This is a genomic window from Mycobacterium sp. 012931 (genome assembly GCF_000419295.1).
Classification (GTDB): Bacteria; Actinomycetota; Actinomycetes; order Mycobacteriales; family Mycobacteriaceae; genus Mycobacterium; species Mycobacterium marinum.
The window spans coordinates 2,721,106-2,736,341 of the sequence record NZ_AOPX01000001.1 but is presented as its reverse complement, the minus strand read 5'-3'; the positions used below and the strand labels follow the sequence as shown (position 1 = coordinate 2,736,341).

Here is a 15,236-nt window from a genome sequence, read left to right as displayed (position 1 = left end):
GGAACAAACCGACGCGGCCGGTCTGAGACTAGCCGGGTAACACCAGCACCGGCACCGGACTGTGCCGAATGATCTTGCCGCTGTTGGAACCCAGGAAAACTCTGGCGATGTCGCCGCGCGGTGAGGTGCCCACCGCCAGGATCTCGCCGTCTTCCCAGTCCGCCGCATCCAGCGCATGCTGCCAACCGTTGCCCGTGATCACCTCGAGCACAGCGTCTTCCTCGACGATGCCGTCCTTCTGCAGCATTTCCAGCATTCCGCGCGCTTGCTCGGCCCAAGCCTCCAATACCAATGCCTCCGCATGCAGCCCCACCTCGGGCGGATACATGGTTCGGCCGCGGACCGCAAAGGTGATGACCCGCAGCGGAACCCCGTACTGCCTGGCCAGCTCGGCGCAGCGACGCACCACCTCGACCGAGTCGGTGGTCGCGGCGTAACCGCAGGTGATCCTGGTCAGCCGGTCGGTGCGGGAGTGGTACTGCCGGGGACTGATGGCCACCAGCACCGGCGAGGAATGCAACACCCAGTCGGCGGTCGAGCCGATCAGCACCCGGGCCCTTCGCCCGTTCGGAAAGGAACCCAGGATCAGCATCTGGGCATCGAGTTCCTCGACCACCTCGATCAATCCACCCGACACCGACCGGTGCTCACGATGGCAGTAACTGACCTCGATCCCGGTTGCCACGGTGCGCAGATACCGGTGCGCCTCCTTCTCCGAGTCTTCGGCGACCTGCTCGGCCCACTCCGAATAGTCGCCCTTGGCTAGCGGGGGCGTCAGCCACGGCTTGGTCAGGATGGTCGCCACCGTCAGCGAGGTGTCCAATGTCCGCGCGGCCCGAACGGCTAGATGCAACGCCGAGGGACCCACCCGGCCGGCCAGATAGCCGACGACGACGGTCACCGTTCCTCCCCGGTCGGATTGTCATGCAACGCGGGGGCATTGAGCCTACTGTGGTGCCGCCCCCAGAACAGGTAGAAAATTAGCGCGATCCCGACCCAACCGCCAAACGCGATCCAGGTGTACCAATGCAGGCTGTACAGCAGGTAGCCGCAGGCCAGTATCGAAAGGATCGGGGTCACGGGATAGCCCGGTACCCAAAAGCCGCGCGGCAGGGCCGGCTCGCGCACCCGCAGGATGATCACACCGACCGATACCACGATGAAAGCTGTCAGCGTGCCGATGGACACCATGTCGGCGAGCCGGTTCAGCGGCACCAGCGCCGCCAGCACTGCCGCCGCGATGGCCACGACCACCGTGTTGCTCACCGGAGTCTGGAAGCGCGGATGCACGGCCGCGAACCGGGCCGGAAGCAGACCATCGCGGCCCATCGCGAACAGAATGCGCGTCTGGCCATACATCGTGACCAATGTGACGGTGAAAATCGAGATCACCGCACCCATCGCCAAAACGGTGCTGGCCCATGCGCTGTGCGTGACGTTGTCGAGAATCGTCGCCAGCCCGGCCTCCTCCTGGCCGGCGAACATCTGCCACGGCTGGGTTCCCAACGCGGCGAACGCAACCAGCACATAGACCCCGGTGACCACGAACAGCGCGGCGATCAGCGCGCGTGGCACGCTCTGCTGCGGATTCCGCACCTCCTCACCGGCGGTAGACACCGCGTCGAGGCCGATGAACGAGAAGAAGATGGTGCCCGCGGCAGCGCCGACACCGGCAACACCGAAGGGAGCGAAGTCCTTCAAGTGGTTGGTGTCGTAGGCGGTGAGCGCAAGGATCACGAACATGCCCAGCACGCCGAGTTTGATCAACACCATGATCGCGTTGACCTTGGCCGATTCGCTGACTCCCCGAATCAACAGCAATGCGCAGAGTCCGATCAGGATGATCGCCGGCAGGTTGAGATAGCCGGCCGCTTCACCCGGCCGCTCATCCCAGGGCGCCTCGGACAACGCTTGGGGTAATTGGAATCCGAACACGTTGTGTAACAGCTTGTTTACATAGCCGCTCCAGCCCACCGCGACGGCGGCGGTGGCCACGCCGTATTCCAGCAGCAGGCATGACGCCACCCCCATGGCGACCGCCTCCCCCAGGGTGGCATACGCATACGAGTACGACGAACCGGAAACGGGCACCACCGATGCCAGTTCGGCATAGCAGATGGCGGCAAGACCGGCCGCGACACCAGCGATGATGAACGAGACGATGACGGCGGGCCCCGCTTCCGGCACCGCCTCCGCCAGCACGAAGAAGATTCCGGTACCCACCGTCGAGCCGACTCCGAACATGGTCAGCTCGAAGGTGCCGAAACTCCGTTTTAGGCTGCCTGCCGCACCTTCTGCGACAGGGGCGCCGCCCACCGGGCGGCGCCGCAGCATCTGTTCTCTTAGCCTGATCGAAGTGGCCGGCAATTGCGCCTCCTGTTGCGGGGTCAGGCTGATTATGAGCCTGCTTCCCGCAATACCGCAGCGAACTGCCGAACAGCCCAGTCGATTTCCTGGGCAGTAATCACCAGCGGCGGCGCAAACCGCAGCGTGGAGCCGTGGGTATCCTTGACCAACACACCGCGATCGGCGAGGCGTAAACTGATCTCCTTGCCGGTGGCCAACGCCGGGTCGACGTCGACACCGGCCCACAGGCCAAGGTCCCGCACCTCGAGCACACCCTCACCGATCAGCGCACCCAGCCGCGCGTGCAACCGGGCCCCCAGCTCGGCCGAACGGGATTGGAATTCACCGCGCTCCAGCATCGAGACCACCGTGGTACCGATCGCCGCGGCCAACGGGTTGCCGCCGAATGTCGAGCCGTGTTCGCCGGGATTGAGCACCCCGAGGACATCACGGTCGGCGACCACCGCCGACAGCGGAACCACCCCACCGCCAAGCGCCTTGCCCAGCAAGAACACATCGGGCACCACATCCCAATAGTCACAAGCGAAGGTGTAACCCGTGCGGCCCAGTCCGGACTGGATTTCGTCGGCGATCATCAGCACGTTGTGCTCCGAGCACAGCGCACGAACGTCGGGCAGATAGTCATCCGGTGGAACGACGATGCCCGCCTCCCCTTGGATCGGCTCGAGCAGCACCGCAACGGTGTTCTCATCGATCGCCCGCGCCAGTGCGGTGGAATCGCCGAACGGCACCGAACGAAAACCCGGCGTGAACGGCCCGAATCCACCACGGGCAACGGGATCGGACGAGAAACTCACAATGCTGATGGTGCGCCCATGAAAATTGTTGTCCGCCACGACGATGTTGGCCTGGCCCTCGGGAACGCCTTTGACGTCGGCTCCCCATTTGCGGGCAACCTTCAGGCCGCTCTCCACGGCCTCGGCACCCGAGTTCATCGGCAACACCATGTCTTTGCCGCACAGCTCGGACAGCGCCGCGCAGAACGGCCCGAGGCGGTCGGAGTGAAAGGCGCGACTCACCAGCGTCACGGTGTCGAGTTGGGCATGCGCCGTTGCGATGATCTCGGGATTGCAGTGCCCGAAATTGACCGCGGAGTACGCAGACAGACAATCCAGGTAACGCCGGCCCTCGACATCGGTGATCCAGGCACCCTCGGCACTGGCCGCCACCACCGGCAGCGGCGAGTAATTGTGCGCGGCATGCTTTTCGACCAACGCAATCGCGTCGCCGGTTTCATCGACCTCCACCGAAACCGGAGCGTCGAGAATCGTCATGGATGTACCTCCAATGTGCAGCACTTCACGGAACCGCCGCCCTTGAGCAGCTCGGACAAATCGACGCCGATCGGCTCGAAACCGGCCTCACTAAGCTGCAGCGCAAAACCTGTCGCCGCAGCGGGTATTACGACGTTGCACCCATCCGACACGGCATTGAGGCCGAAGGCGTAGGCGTCTGCACTGCTCACCAGGATCGCGTCGGGAAACAGCGCCTGCAGCTGGTCGCGTGCCGCCGCACTGAAGGCCGGCGGGTAATACGCGATGGTGTGGTCGTCCAGAACAGCCAGCACCGTATCCAGGTGATAGAAACGAGGATCGACGAGCTCGAGCGAGATCACCGGCATGCGCAGTGCGGCCGCGATTTCGGCGTGCGAGCGCGGATCGGTGCGAAAGCCATATCCCGCCAACACCATTTCGCCGACCCGCAGCAGGTCCCCCTGACCTTCGTTGACATGCCGAGTCGACACCGGCCGATATCCCATGGCCGACATCCAGCGGGCGTAGGCCTTGGACTCACCGGCCCGCTCGGCGAACCGGAACTTGGCGACGATTGCGATGTCGTTTCCGATGAACCCGCCGTTGGCGGCGTACACCATGCCCGGCAGCCCGGGCTCGGGCTCGACCAACTCCACCTGGTGGCCCAGCCCCAGATAGGTCTGGCGCAGTTGCTCCCACTCTGCGAGCGCGACCCCCGCGTCAACCGGCGTCGTGGTGTCCATCCACGGGTTGATCGCATATTCGACCGCGAAAAACGATGGGGGGGTCATGGCATAGCGCCGCGGGCTGGCCGCCCGGGTGCGCTTGCTGGACTCTTGCCGTGCCGGCGCGCCCGCCGGTGTGCCCGCCGCAGCGACATAGTAATCCGTCATGAAACAAAGATATTTGCCCTTTCTTGCACAATCAAACGATGATCATTGCGCGTCGACCATCAATATGTTGCGCTAGATTCCCATGTATAGCGATCTGTTGCGCGCCGAGACGAGAGGGGTGACATGGATCACCTGGACGACACCGACGACCGCATTCTGGTCGAGCTGACCGACCATGCCCGGGCCACTTTCGCCGAGATCGGACAGAAGGTGAATCTGTCCGCACCGGCGGTGAAACGCCGGGTCGACCGGATGATCGACAACGGCGTGATCAAGGGCTTCACCACCATCGTCGATCGCAACGCGCTCGGCTGGCATACCGAGGCTTATGTCCAGGTGTTCTGCCACGGCAGGATTGCGCCCGATCAGCTGCAGGCGGCGTGGATAGATATCCACGAGGTGGTCAGCGCGGCCACCGTGACCGGCACGTCGGATGCCATCCTGCACGTACTGGCCCGCGACATGGGCCACCTCGAGACCGCGCTCGAACGCATCAGATCGAGTGCCGACATCGAACGCAGCGAAAGCGTCGTCGTGCTGTCGAACCTGATCGACCGGATGAGGCCCCAGCCCTAAGCGGCGTGCAGCATCGTCTCGATGACCACTGCGGCACCGCTGGTTGCGGCCGTGATCGCCAGTGTCACCCAGTCCCCCAGTTTCGGCCGCGTGGGGTTCGCCGACAGCTGACCGGTGCCACCGCGCGCGGTGATCGCGTCGCCCATCTCGTCCGCCCGGCGCAACGTCACGGTGATCGCCGCCGCCAGCAGGTCGATCACTTCCATCCCGCGCCGCTGCCGGCGCGCCTTGCGCGTCACCGGCATCGGTCTGGGCCTCAGCCGGCGGGCAGCGTAGAGCACCTGAAATTCGTCGATGAGCATCGGAAAAGCGCGCAGCGCCAGCGCCAGAACCACCGCCCATTCGTCAACCGGGATCCGCAGCAGCCGCAGGGGCCGGCCCAAAGTCGCGACCGCGGGCCCGATTTCGGCGACATTGGTGGTCCAGGAAACCATCGCCCCCAACGCGAGCAGCACGATCGACAGCGCGGTGATCCGCAAGAAATTCAACGCTCCGCCCAGACCGAGCTCGACACCGCCCACCGAGACCATCGGATCACCGCCGGCCAACGCAGCCGTCAGCCCACCAAACGCGAGGACGACAAAAAGCCAGCGCGGCATCGATGGCACCGCACCGCGAGGAATGTGCGCGATCCAGGCCGCCACCAGCACCAGCGCCGCCATCAACCCGATGGTGACCCATCCCGGATAAAACGTCAGCAGCACCGAGATCGCGAAAACCACCAGCAGCTTGGTGCCGGCCCACAGGTCGTGGATGGCAGACCCGCGCGGCACCGGCACCAGCAATACCACCGGTCGCGCGGCGCGCCGGGAGCCACGTTCTGGGGTAGCCGAGGCGCTCGGCGACGAAACAGTCATGGCTTGCCCCCTGCCCCTGTTCGGCCCCCAAGTCCTCCGGCGGCGGTCGTCGAGACCGGTTCCATGACACCGTTGTTCAGATGCAACGTCCGCGGGCAAAGCTCGTCCATGCCGGCGAAGTCGTGCGAAATAACCACCACCGTCAGACCCTGTTCCCGGCGCAGGTCTTCCAGCAGGCGCAGCAATCCACGCTGGCTGGTGGCGTCCAGCCCGGCCAGCGGCTCATCAAGGATCAACGCCCGCGGCGAGCACGCCAGAAGTCCGGCCAGCACCACACGGCGCATCTGCCCGCCACTGAGCTGATCAATGCTGCGCTTGGCCAGTGTGGGATCGAGCCCAACCACGCTCAGCGCCGCGGCCACCCGGTCCTCGTCGCGGGCCGAGAAGCCGGCCGCCGAAGCGACTTCCAGATCGACCCGGCTACGCATCAGCTGCAGGCGCGCCGCCTGGAACGACAACGCGACCGCACCCACCTGCTCGTGGGTGGGCCGACCATCCAGCAGGCAGGCGCCGGTGGTGGGGACGGCCAGCCCGGCCATCACCCAAGCCAGCGTCGACTTGCCAGAGCCGTTACCGCCATGGATCAGCACGCCGTCGCCCTGCTCCACCACAAAGTTGAGATCGCGCAGCGCGGTCTTGGCCCACGGGGTGCCGATGTTGTACTCGTGGCCGACGCCGATGAGTTCGAGCGCCGGCCGCTGCACTCCGACGCTCACCGCCACAGCCGGCGCGGGCACCGGCGCGGTCTCGACCATCTCGGCGTTATCCGGCGATTCGCTCAAGTCGACCGTGCGGTCGGCGGAGTCGGCCTCGTTGTTGTAGTGCGTGATGTGCACCAGGGCGGTGCGGTGCCGTTTCGTCAGACCGGACAGCACCCGCAGCAGCGCTTCGCGGCCTTGCTGGTCGACCATGGTGGTGACCTCATCGGCGATCAGCATCGCCGGCTCCCTGGCCAGCGCCGCCGCCAATGCCAGTCGCTGCAGTTCACCGCCGGACAGATTGCCGGTCTCGCGTTCCGCGAGCCCCTCTAGGCCCACCTCCGCAAGTTGCTGGTCGACATCGATCTTGGTGCCCGGCGGCAGACCCCACACCACGTCGTCGGCCACCCGGGTACCCAGCACCTGACTTTCCGGATGCTGCAGTACCACCGCCGTGCCGCCGAGCTTGCCCAGACCCACCGCGCCCGGCCGCTCCACAGTGCCCGAGGTCGGCTCCCGCCCCGCCAGGATCAGCATCAGCGTGGTCTTCCCGGAACCATTGGCCCCGGTGATCGCGATGTGTTCGCCGACGCGAACGTCGAGGCTGACCTCACGCAGCGCATCTTGTCCGGCACCGGGATAGCGGAAGCGCACCTTGTCCAGCCGCACCGGGACCGGCTCGATCGAGGTCGCTTCGCCGTCCACGGGTGCGTCCAACTTGTGCACATCGGGGATTCCGCGCATCCGCTCCAGCAGGCGCGACAGCGCCCACCACCCGATCAGCGAGACCACCATGATCGCGACGGTGAAGTAGCCGAGCAGCACCCACGGCCAATAATGCAGACCCTCGGCGAAGTGGCGCTTCAGATCCTCGGCGGCGCCCTCCATGCCCATCCGCGCCATGAACGAGGAGAGCCCCTCCACGTTGGCGGTCATCACCTTGAAAATCAGGTGCCGCAACCGCGTCAGCGCCGCCAACATGCCAACCATGGCCGAGCCGAACGCCAATCCGGCGATCAGGGACGAGACGATCACCGTCGGTGTGCCGCGCCCCTTGCGTTTCACGATTCCGGTCAGGCCACCGATGTAGGCGCTGTGCACCACCCCCATGAATCCGCCCAGTCCGGCGATCAGAAAAGCGATCAACCCCGCGGCGACCGTGGCCGCAACCAGCACCCGCAAGCGGTAGCGGTAGGCCAGCAATCCGGTGGGGACGGTGCCCAGCAACGCCAGTCCGGCGGCAAACGGAACGACGACAGAAATGATCGCGGTCACCGCGCATAGCGCGGCCATCACCGAGGCCTGCGCCAATTCGCCCGGCCGGAGCGGCCCGCCTCGGTGGGGCGGCGCAAGCGGGGCTGACGCGGTCATTTCATCGATTCTGCCAGCCTCGGGCCGGCGGGGCGCCGCAGCACACCGCCATACGCTGGTTTGATGTGATGGGCCCCACGATTAGCGGCACTTAGCAAAGCTATGAAACGATAGGAACATGACCTCATCAGCCACAGCCAACCAAGCCCAGGTTGCGCACGGCCTTGGAGCAGATCTGCTGGCCGTCGTCGCGCGGCTGAATCGGCTGGCAACGCAGCGCATCCAGATGCCGCTGCCCTCCGCTCAGGCACCGCTGCTCGCGACCATCGAGGCCCAGGGCGAAGCCCGCATCGGCGACCTGGCCGCTGTCGACCACTGCTCGCAGCCCACGATGACCACTCAGGTGCGTCGGCTCGAAGACGCCGGAATGGTGACCCGAACCGTCGACCCGGGCGACGCCCGCGCCGTCCGGATTCGTATTACGCCAGAGGGAATGCGCACATTGAGCGCGGTGCGAACCGACCGGGCCGCCGCTATCGAACCGCAGCTGGCCCGGCTCGAGCCGTCGGACCGCCAGGTGCTCGCGGATGCGGTCGAGGTGCTGCGCCGCCTGCTGGACAATGCGGCCGCCACGCCAGGCCGCAACACCCTCTGACCGACGCGGTGCATCCTGGATGGATAGACCCGTCCAGCGGGTACACACTTAGTTCCAGACCGGTTGGCCGGGGAGCTGGACGCGATCGGTGACGGAAGGTGGCGGGCATGCGGACCGAGGCATCTTGATACCGAACGGTTTCCCTCTGACCGTGTGGCTCGGATCGATGCGCTACGTCTTTGCTCCGGGCCGCGACGCATTGGTGGGTTACGGGAACAAGTTCGATATCCGCCTGGATGGCCCGGCACCCTTTGACACCTTTGACCGGCCAACCCCGGAACTGGCACTGCGATTCGCCGGCAATCGTTGGGTGGCCATCGATCAAAGCCGCAACGGCATGTTCGTTGACGGAGCGCGGTTGGCGACCGTCGACATCCGTGACGGCCTCACGATCACCGTCGGCGATCCCCACCATGGAACGCCGCTGCGCTTCCAGGTCACCGCTGCCGCCGGAGCGCGATCGCTACCTGCCGATCCGCCACGAGGCCCGGGGCATCCGCCGCCGCGTCCCGCCCGGGCCGAGCCCGCCCCGCCGCAGCCCGTCCCCCCGGGCAAACCGACGGAGTCGGTCACCCAGCAACTTCCCACCGCATCGGCGACCCAACGAATCGCCACGCCACCGCCGGCACCGTCGACGTTCGAGCGGGCGACCCGGCCAATCCGGTTGGCACCCCTGGGCGCACCCGCGGCCCCTCCCCCGATGCCACCGCACCCACCAGCACCGCCATCACCACCGCGTCCGCCATCACAGTCCTCTCCGACGCCGCCGACCCCCGAGTTACCCGCGGCGTCGGCACCAGCTGCGTCCGAGGGCGAGGAACAGCCCAAGAGCCGGGGCCTGGTGGAGCGGATGATCGACGCCACCCGCAAGCTGCTGCCCGGCCGTGCCGAAACCGACTCCGCCTCCGCCTCCGCCTCCGACTCCGACTCCGGTTCCAGCACCGGCACCGGCGAGTTGCCGTCGACCAACCGATTGCCGCTCAAGCCCGGCGCACGCACGATCGGCGCGGCGGCATATCAATTGGGGCTCACCGTCGACGGGCACGAGCTGATCTCGGACGTCTCATTCACGACGCGCCCAGGCTCGTTGATCGCCGTGGTCGGCCCGTCGCGAGCCCGCAACTCCAGCCTGGCCGGGCTACTGGCCCGCACCCGACCGCTCAGCGACGGTGTCCTGACCGTCGATGGTCACGACGTCGCGGCCGAACCGGAATCGATGCGGTCGCGCATTGGGGTGGTAACGCGGGACAACCGGGTACACCCGCGGCTGACCGTCGAACAGGCACTGAGTTATGCCGCCAGGATGCGGCTGCCACCAGACACCTCGGCCGACAATCGCCGGCGCGTGGTGAACCAGGTTCTCGACGAAGTCGAGTTGACCGCGCAACGCGCCACCCGGGTGGCCAAACTGACACCCGACGAGCGACGGTGCGCGGCGATAGCAATCGAACTCATCACCCGACCGTCGTTGCTGGTGGTCGACGAACCGAGCGCCGGGCTGAACCCGGCGCAGGAGATGCATGTGCTGGCCATGCTGCGCCGCCAGGCCGATCTCGGGTGCGTCGTCGTGGTCGCATCCATGCCGCTGGCCCACCTGAACATGTGTGACCAGGTGCTGCTGCTTACCCCGGCCGGGACCTTGGCGTTCGCCGGGCCTCCCGTCCAGATCGAATCGACGATGGGCACCGCCAGCTGGCCGGACATCTTCGCGCGGGTCAGTGCCGATCCGCAGGCCGCGCATCAATCGTTTCAGAACCGGCTACGCGCGTCGGTGTCACCGACACCACCGTCGGTGCTCGAACCCGAACGGCGCCCCGCCGAACTCACCTTCGGCGCGCAAGTCCGCCTGATACTTCGCCGCCAGGTGCGGGTTTTCCTCGCCAGCCGGCTGTACTTCGTTTTCCTGGCGCTGCTGCCATTTGCGTTGGGTGCCCTGACGTTACTGATTCCCGGCGATTCCGGCTTGGATAGACCGCCCCCGGGCAGCGGCAACCCCCACGAAGCCGTCGAGATCCTGGCGGCCCTCAACTTCGCCGCGGTGCTCATGGGCACCGCCCTGACCGTTCGCGATCTGGTCAGCGAGCGCCAGATTTTCCGCCGTGAACAGGCCGTTGGGCTATCAGCTTCGGCCTACCTGATCGGGAAGATCATCATGTTCGGCCTGGTCGCGGCCGTTCAGGCCGCGATCCTCACCGCCATCGTTCTGCTCATCAAAGGCCAGCCGGTGCACGGCGCGGCGCTGCTCCCCAACCCCGGTGTCGAGATCTATGCCAGCGTGGCGGCCACGACCATCGTGTCCGCCATCATCGGGCTGACGCTCTCGACGTTGGGCAGCTCGCTGCGCGAGGTCTTGCCGCTGGTGGTACCGGTGATCCTGGCGTCCTTACTATTTGCCGGCGGCCTGGTGCCGCTGGTGGGAACCTGGGGATTCGACCAGATCGCGTGGTTTGTCCCCGCCCACTGGGGATTTGCGGCGACCGCATCCACGGTTGATCTGCACCGCGTCGACGTGCTTGCCACCCACAATGAAGTGTGGGCGCACTATGCGGGCTGGTGGGCCTTCGACATCGGCATGCTGGTCACCTTCGGTGTCGTGGCAGCCGGACTTGCCCGCTACCGGCTACGGGCTCCCGGCGTCCCGGCAGATCACGGCATCGCCCACAGCAGGAGTTGAGTGACCTTGGCGGGTGAGAAGTCGTTGTCACTCACCAGCACCACCGATTGACGGCCGTCCGCCAATTTCGGTCCCAGCGTGATTCCTTCGATGTTGTTCAGCGGTGACAATGCCGCGGCCGCCGCCGTGCCGGCCAGGGCGGGCAGGTCGGCGGCCAGCGTCTTGCGCATCGGGGTCAACGGCGTCCCGTGAGTCGTTGGCATCGACAGCACGTCCGTCGCGGCACCGATCTCGGCGCGGAAGATGCGGATGACCGGAGGCACCGTCGCCGTTCGTTCCACCACCAAGAACGTCGTATCCGACAGGGCGACCAGATCTGAGACGCCGTTGCGGACCGCGGGCGATGCAGCCGGCTCCATGGGGTAGGCGTACTGGGCGCTGGGCGCGGCCGTCTCCACGTCGAATTTGGTGAAACGCGTCAGCACTTGGCGGCCGGTGTTGGCCGGCGGCTCGTCCTGCAAACCCGGTTCTTCCATCGCGGCGTACAGCGACCGACCGTCGGGTGTCAGCGCCAGACCCTCGAGCGCCTGATTGTTGCGCGGCCCGGTGCGTTGGGCGGACACCGCCAGATTCGGCGGCAAGGTGAACTGTCCCAGATATCGGCCGTCCAGATCCGCTATCCGGATCCACGGGTCCAACAGCCCCGATTGCCGATCGGCGAGTCGCTCACCTTCGGAGCTCCAATACAGTCGCCGCCGGGCGGTGTCCACGGCGATGCCTTCCAGATCAGGGGAAATCACCGGTGGCGTGCTGCTGCGATTCAGCGGCCCGAACGGCTTACCGTCGCGGTCCAGCAAGGAATACGCACCGGTGACGGTGATGTCGCTGACGCCGATGTCCGACAGCGCCAGCCGCATTGTGAAGAACCGGCCGGGTCCCCGGTCGGAACGATCATCGCTGATCACGTAGTAGACCTGACGGTCGGCGTCGTAACTGATGCCCGAGAGTCCGCCGATCACGGCGCCATCGACGCTGGCTCCGAACGGGATCTGCGCCTGGCCGAGATAGCTCAGCAACGCAGCTGGGGTGCGCACCCCGCCCCGCTGATGTGTCGGGGCGCAACCGAAGACCGCGGGGCACAACACGCACCCCACTAGCAAGCAGGCCAGCAGCCGGCCGAGAAACGGTTTCACATCACCGAAGCGATAAGCAGCCCAACCAGATAGGTCGCGGCGACCGCGACCGAGCCGAATAGCAATTGCCGAAAAGCGCTCCACCAAATCGCTTTACGGGTGAACCTCGCGGTCACACCACCGGCGATCAACAGGCCGGCTCCACCGAAAATCAACCCAGCCGACAACGAGCCGAATCCCAGCAAGTAGGGAATCAACGGCATGACCGCACCGATGGCGAACATCGCGAAAGACGAGATCGCGGCCGCCGATGCGGATGGCTTCTCGGCCGGGTGCACACCGATTTCTCCGACCATATGGAAGTTGACCGCCCGGTTCTCGTCGCGATGGATCTCGTCGGTGGCGGTCTGGGCGGTCTTTTCGGTCATCCCCATGTCCACCAACATCGCGACCAGCTCGGCCCGTTCTGCTTGCGGACGGGCACGCAACGCGCGACGTTCCACATGCACCTCGGAGTCGATCTGTTCGTTGGCCGTGGTCACCGAGGTGAATTCCCCCAGTGCCATGGAGAACGCGCCCGCCAACAATCCGGCGATGCCACTGACGATGGTGGCGTGAACGCTCTCGGCCGCCGCGACACCGGCGATCAGGCTGGTATTGCTGACCAGACCATCCATCGCGCCGAAAGCCGCGGCTCGCAACCAGCCTCCGCTCACATCGGAGTGCGCGTGCCCAACGTCGAGAGCCGATTCGGGGTTGTGATTGGAATCGGTTGGTTCTGGGGTCGACATCGCAATATCTAAACCCACCTCAGCCTCCGCTGATCGGTCAGGATGGGCCCCCGACGGCCTCCGATGGGCCAAACCCGAGACGCTGGTGTCTCACACACCCCGGTTTAGCGAGCTACGGTTCGGGTATGGCGCCGGACATGACCAACACAGCCAAACATCTGCGCGACGCCCTCGACGGCCGGTTCCGCGACGTGAAAAACGAGATGCGGCAGCAACTGACCCTGGAGATATTCCGGCCGCACTACACACCGAACACCGTCATCGCGCGCGCCAAGGTTGCCGAACAGATGAAATTCATGGCCGGGGCGGGAGCGGCCGAGGACAGCTTCCGCAAAGAACATGGCGGCACCGGCAATGTGGGTGCGGCCATCACCATGATCGAGATGCTGGCGATGTCGGACCTGTCGCTGATGGTCAAGGCGGGCGTCCAATGGGGACTGTTCGGCGGCGCGGTCGAAAATCTGGGCACCGAGCGCCACCACGAACAGTACGTCCCAAAGATCATTGACCTGCAGCTGCGCGGCTGCTTCGCGATGACCGAGACCGGACACGGCAGCGATGTCCAGTCACTGGAAACCACGGCGACCTACGACGCCGATACCGAGGAGTTCATCATCGACTCCCCGACCCCTACCGCCCGCAAGGACTACATCGGCGGCGCGGCCGAAACCGCAACCATAGCAGCGGTTTTCGCGCAGCTGATCACTCAGATCGACGGCGAACAAGCCAATCACGGGGTGCACTGTTTCTTGGTTCCGATCCGCGACGAGGACGGCAACGATCTGCCAGGTGTGACGACCTCGGACTGCCACTACAAGGGTGGGCTGCCGGGCGTCGACAACGGCCGCATCACCTTTGATCACGTTCGGATTCCCCGGGTGAACCTGCTGAACAGGTACGGCGACGTGGCCACCGACGGCACCTACAGCTCGCCGATCGACAATCCCAACCGCAGGTTCTTCACCATGATCGGCACGCTGATCCGTGGCCGGGTCACCGTTGGCGGCAGCGCGGCCGCGGCCGCTCGGGTTGCGCTGGACATTGCCACCCGATATGCGTTGCAGCGCAGGCAGTTCAGTGCACCCGATGACGACGACACCGAAGTGCTGATCATGGACTACCTGATGCACCAGCGCAGGCTGTTCCCGCTGATCGCGCGTTCGTATGCGCTGCAGTTCGCACAGAACGAACTGGTGTCGAAATGTCATGACCTGCAGACAACGGACTCCCCCGACGCCGAAGAGCAGCGCGAACTGGAGGCTCGCGCCGCCGGCCTGAAGGCCGCCAACACCTGGCACGCCAGCCGTGCCATTCAGGAAGCGCGCGAAGCGTGCGGCGGCGCCGGCTACATGGCCGAGAATCGGCTGATCGCGTTGCGGGCCGACACCGACGTGTTCACCACGTTCGAAGGCGACAACCACGTGCTGACCCAACTGGTCGCCAAGGAGCTGCTCACCGCGTACGCCGACGACATCCGCAGTATGAGCCCGGTCGAGTGGGTGCGTTTCGCGGCCAACGCGGTCGGCGACCGGGTGATGAAGCGCACCGCGGCCGAAGCGATCATGCAGCGCATCGTCGACGCCCGCCAGGACAACGAAGAAGAAGGCAGCCTGTTCAACCGCGGCACCCAAGTCAAGATGTTCGAAGATCGCGAAGACTATCTGTTGTCCTCGGTGGCTCGGCGGCTGCAGAACAAATCCAACGAAATGTCGGCGTTTGATGCCTTCAACGCGGTCCAGGACCACGTGCTCCATGCCGCGCAGGCCCATATCGACCGGGTGGTTCTCGAGGCTTTCGTCGCCGGCATCGAGTCATGCACCGACAAGCAGGCCCGCGAGCTATTGGGGGTCGTCTGCGACTTGTACGCGTTGTCGGTAATCGAGGAAGACAAGGCGTGGTACATCGAGCACCGGTACCTCTCGACCGAACGCGCCAAGGCAGTCACCCGGGGCATCAACGATCGATGCCGGGTGCTGCGCCCGCACGCCAGGACGCTGGTGGACGGTTTCGGCATCCCGAAGCCCCTGCGTTACGCCGAGATGCTGCATCCCGAGAATCTTCCTGACTGAGATCGGACCGCTCAGCGTC

General features: G+C 65.7%; 12 protein-coding genes. 4 read left to right on the top strand and 8 right to left on the bottom strand.

Translation table 11 applies throughout. The annotated features are described in order from the left end of the window. Positions 1-28 precede the first annotated feature (28 nt). The 4 genes from MMSP_RS12115 to ddaH are packed head-to-tail and all read right to left on the bottom strand — an operon-like array spanning position 29 to position 4,513. On the bottom strand, positions 29-901 hold the full coding sequence (locus MMSP_RS12115; protein ID WP_020786825.1) for a universal stress protein: 873 nt from the start codon (positions 899-901) through the stop codon (positions 29-31). Continuing rightward, positions 898-2,367 carry an amino acid permease gene (locus MMSP_RS12110; protein ID WP_036426455.1) on the bottom strand — a complete coding sequence of 490 codons (1,470 nt, stop codon included), beginning with the start codon at positions 2,365-2,367 and terminating at the stop codon, positions 898-900. Before MMSP_RS12110 ends, MMSP_RS12115 begins: the two co-directional genes overlap by 4 nt. A 29-nt stretch (positions 2,368-2,396) precedes the next feature. Further along, positions 2,397-3,641 carry an ornithine--oxo-acid transaminase gene (gene rocD / locus MMSP_RS12105; protein WP_020786823.1) on the bottom strand — a complete coding sequence of 415 codons (1,245 nt, stop codon included), beginning with the start codon at positions 3,639-3,641 and terminating at the stop codon, positions 2,397-2,399. Further along, positions 3,638-4,513 carry a dimethylargininase gene (gene ddaH / locus MMSP_RS12100; RefSeq protein ID WP_020786822.1) on the bottom strand — a complete coding sequence of 292 codons (876 nt, stop codon included), beginning with the start codon at positions 4,511-4,513 and terminating at the stop codon, positions 3,638-3,640. Before ddaH ends, rocD begins: the two co-directional genes overlap by 4 nt. A gap of 123 nt (positions 4,514-4,636) precedes the next feature. Between ddaH and MMSP_RS12095 the strand changes: the two genes are divergently transcribed. Beyond that, entirely contained in the window at positions 4,637-5,089 is a 453-nt protein-coding gene (locus MMSP_RS12095) for an Lrp/AsnC family transcriptional regulator (protein WP_012395248.1), read from the top strand. On the opposite strand, the gene MMSP_RS12090 is transcribed toward MMSP_RS12095, so the two are convergent. Together MMSP_RS12090 and MMSP_RS12085 are read right to left on the bottom strand one after the other, a co-directional pair. Then, positions 5,086-5,946 carry an energy-coupling factor transporter transmembrane protein EcfT gene (locus tag MMSP_RS12090; RefSeq protein ID WP_012395249.1) on the bottom strand — a complete coding sequence of 287 codons (861 nt, stop codon included), beginning with the start codon at positions 5,944-5,946 and terminating at the stop codon, positions 5,086-5,088. The genes MMSP_RS12095 and MMSP_RS12090 overlap by 4 nt on opposite strands. Continuing rightward, positions 5,943-8,015: a DUF2232 domain-containing protein gene (locus MMSP_RS12085; protein ID WP_084472556.1), complete on the bottom strand. Its 2,073-nt coding sequence runs from the start codon at positions 8,013-8,015 to the stop codon at positions 5,943-5,945. The genes MMSP_RS12090 and MMSP_RS12085 overlap by 4 nt, the downstream gene beginning before the upstream one ends. A 118-nt stretch (positions 8,016-8,133) precedes the next feature. On the opposite strand from MMSP_RS12085, the gene MMSP_RS12080 reads away from it, so the two are divergent. Further along, on the top strand, positions 8,134-8,610 hold the full coding sequence (locus MMSP_RS12080; RefSeq protein ID WP_020786820.1) for a MarR family winged helix-turn-helix transcriptional regulator: 477 nt from the start codon (positions 8,134-8,136) through the stop codon (positions 8,608-8,610). 151 nt (positions 8,611-8,761) lie between these two features. Then, a complete protein-coding gene (locus tag MMSP_RS12075) occupies positions 8,762-11,284 on the top strand; it encodes an ATP-binding cassette domain-containing protein (RefSeq protein ID WP_020786819.1) in 2,523 nt (840 codons plus the stop codon). Here the strand turns inward: MMSP_RS12075 and MMSP_RS12070 are convergent. Together MMSP_RS12070 and MMSP_RS12065 are read right to left on the bottom strand one after the other, a co-directional pair. Further along, positions 11,257-12,417 (bottom strand): esterase-like activity of phytase family protein, encoded by a 1,161-nt coding sequence (locus MMSP_RS12070; protein ID WP_020786818.1) that lies wholly within the window; start codon positions 12,415-12,417, stop codon positions 11,257-11,259. The genes MMSP_RS12075 and MMSP_RS12070 overlap by 28 nt on opposite strands. Beyond that, positions 12,414-13,148, bottom strand: coding sequence for a VIT1/CCC1 transporter family protein (locus MMSP_RS12065; RefSeq protein ID WP_012395253.1), 735 nt, complete (start codon positions 13,146-13,148; stop codon positions 12,414-12,416). The genes MMSP_RS12070 and MMSP_RS12065 overlap by 4 nt, the downstream gene beginning before the upstream one ends. A 125-nt stretch (positions 13,149-13,273) precedes the next feature. Between MMSP_RS12065 and MMSP_RS12060 the strand changes: the two genes are divergently transcribed. Next, entirely contained in the window at positions 13,274-15,217 is a 1,944-nt protein-coding gene (locus MMSP_RS12060) for an acyl-CoA dehydrogenase (RefSeq protein WP_020786817.1), read from the top strand. The last annotated feature ends 19 nt before the right edge of the window (positions 15,218-15,236 follow it).